The 1,417-nt window shown below is 72.9% G+C and carries 1 protein-coding gene and 2 pseudogenes; 2 read left to right on the forward strand and 1 reads right to left on the reverse strand.

Features of this window, described 5'->3' with window-relative positions; all coding sequences use genetic code 11:
• Positions 1-307: pseudogene (locus AB0947_RS42790) on the reverse strand (hypothetical protein); the annotation flags it as partial.
• Positions 308-566: 259 nt separating this feature from the next.
• On the opposite strand from AB0947_RS42790, the gene AB0947_RS42795 reads away from it, so the two are divergent.
• Both AB0947_RS42795 and AB0947_RS42800 read left to right on the forward strand, forming a co-directional pair.
• Complete coding sequence (locus AB0947_RS42795; RefSeq protein ID WP_366755751.1) at positions 567-1,076, forward strand: SigE family RNA polymerase sigma factor; 510 nt, start codon at positions 567-569, stop codon at positions 1,074-1,076.
• Positions 1,069-1,417, forward strand: a pseudogene (locus AB0947_RS42800) (hypothetical protein); the annotation flags it as partial. The gene AB0947_RS42795 and the pseudogene AB0947_RS42800, both read left to right, overlap by 8 nt.

Genomic DNA, 1,417 nt, shown 5'->3' on the forward strand with positions numbered 1-1,417 from the left:
AGTCCGGGCCCAGGCAGGAGGCCAGGATCCCGGCGACGGCCCCGGCACCGATCGGGGACGTCCTCGTGCTGGTAACGGTGAACCCGGCCGAGGGGGCGGTCACGCGGTTCCCGGAGACACCGGTACCGGAGACCACCGAGGCGCCGGCCGAGCCGGTGCCGTGAACCTTGGCGGCGGGCGCACCGGACGGCTTGCCGTGAGCCGTGGCGGCGGGCTGGGGGGTGCCGGTCGCAGCGCTGGCCACTCCTCCCGCCGTCGCGATGGCTGTGGCGGTGGCCGCGATGAGCATGATCGGGCGGATACGCATGAATCAGTGTCCTTTCCTGCGGGCGTCCGGTTGATGCCCGCACCCCTGTACGCCCCTCGGTGCCCGTGCGGTCGCACCCCGGACACGTGGTCCATGTCACAGGACGTGGGCGCGACCTGGGGACGGCGCTCGTGCGTACAGGCTTGAGCGGCGCGAGGCTCCGCCCGGGGGCACGGCTCCACCGCCGTGGTCGAGGAGTGCTTCCCGGCGAACCGCCTGTGATGCGAGCCGATCGACAGCACCAGGAGAGAAGCCGTTGATGACGCCACAGGAGTTCGACGCGTTCTACGCAGCGTCCTTCTCCCGCCTGACCGGGCAGCTCTACGCGATGACCAGTGACTGGTCCGAAGCACAGGACGTGGTCCAGGAGGCCTTCATCCGCGCGTGGGACCGAAGGCGCACGTTCGACCCCGACGATGCCGCGGAAGCCTGGATCCGGACCACCGCCCGGCGGCTGGCCATCTCACGTTGGCGACGTCTGGCCCGGGGTCTGCATCTGGCCGGACGCCACCACCATGAACCCCGCACCGTCGAGCCGCCCACTGAGGAGTACTTAATGCTGGTCATCGCGCTCCGCGACCTGCCCGAGGCGCAGCGCAGCGCCATGGTCCTGCACCACATGTGCGACCTTTCCGTCGAGCAGGTCGCGGCCGAGACCGGCGCCAGCGTCAGTGCCGTCAAGAGCCGCCTCGCCCGCGGGCGGACGGCGCTGGCGGCCCGGCTCGGCGCCCAGCCCCCGACCAGCGAGGAAGGACGACTCCATGTCTGATCCCCTCCACGACACCCTGGGCGACCGGCTGCGGCGGCTCGGCACGCAGATGCCGGCACCGACCCTGCCCGCCGCGGAGATCCGCCGACGCGCCGACCGGCGCCGCCACCGCCGGCACGCCCTGGGCGCGACCGCGGCCTGCACCGCGGCAGCCCTGTGCCTGGCTCTCCCGTCCGTGCTGCACTCACCCGGCCCACGGCACGGAGCAGCCCCCACGGACACCTCCTCCGTGTCAGCTTCCCCCCGCCCCTCGGCCGGGTTCACCGTTACCAGCACGAGGACGTCCCCGATCGGTGCCGGGGCCGTCGCCGGGATCCTGGCCTCCTGCCTGGGCCCGGACG

This window comes from Streptomyces sp. NPDC047841, from assembly GCF_040704085.1.
GTDB classification, from domain to species: Bacteria; Actinomycetota; Actinomycetes; order Streptomycetales; family Streptomycetaceae; genus Streptomyces; species Streptomyces argyrophylli.

Coding starts and splice junctions, on each gene's coding strand:
- AB0947_RS42795 (WP_366755751.1), top strand. CDS start 567: ATGACGCCACAGGAGTTCGACGCGTTCTACGCAGCGTCCTTCTCCCGC.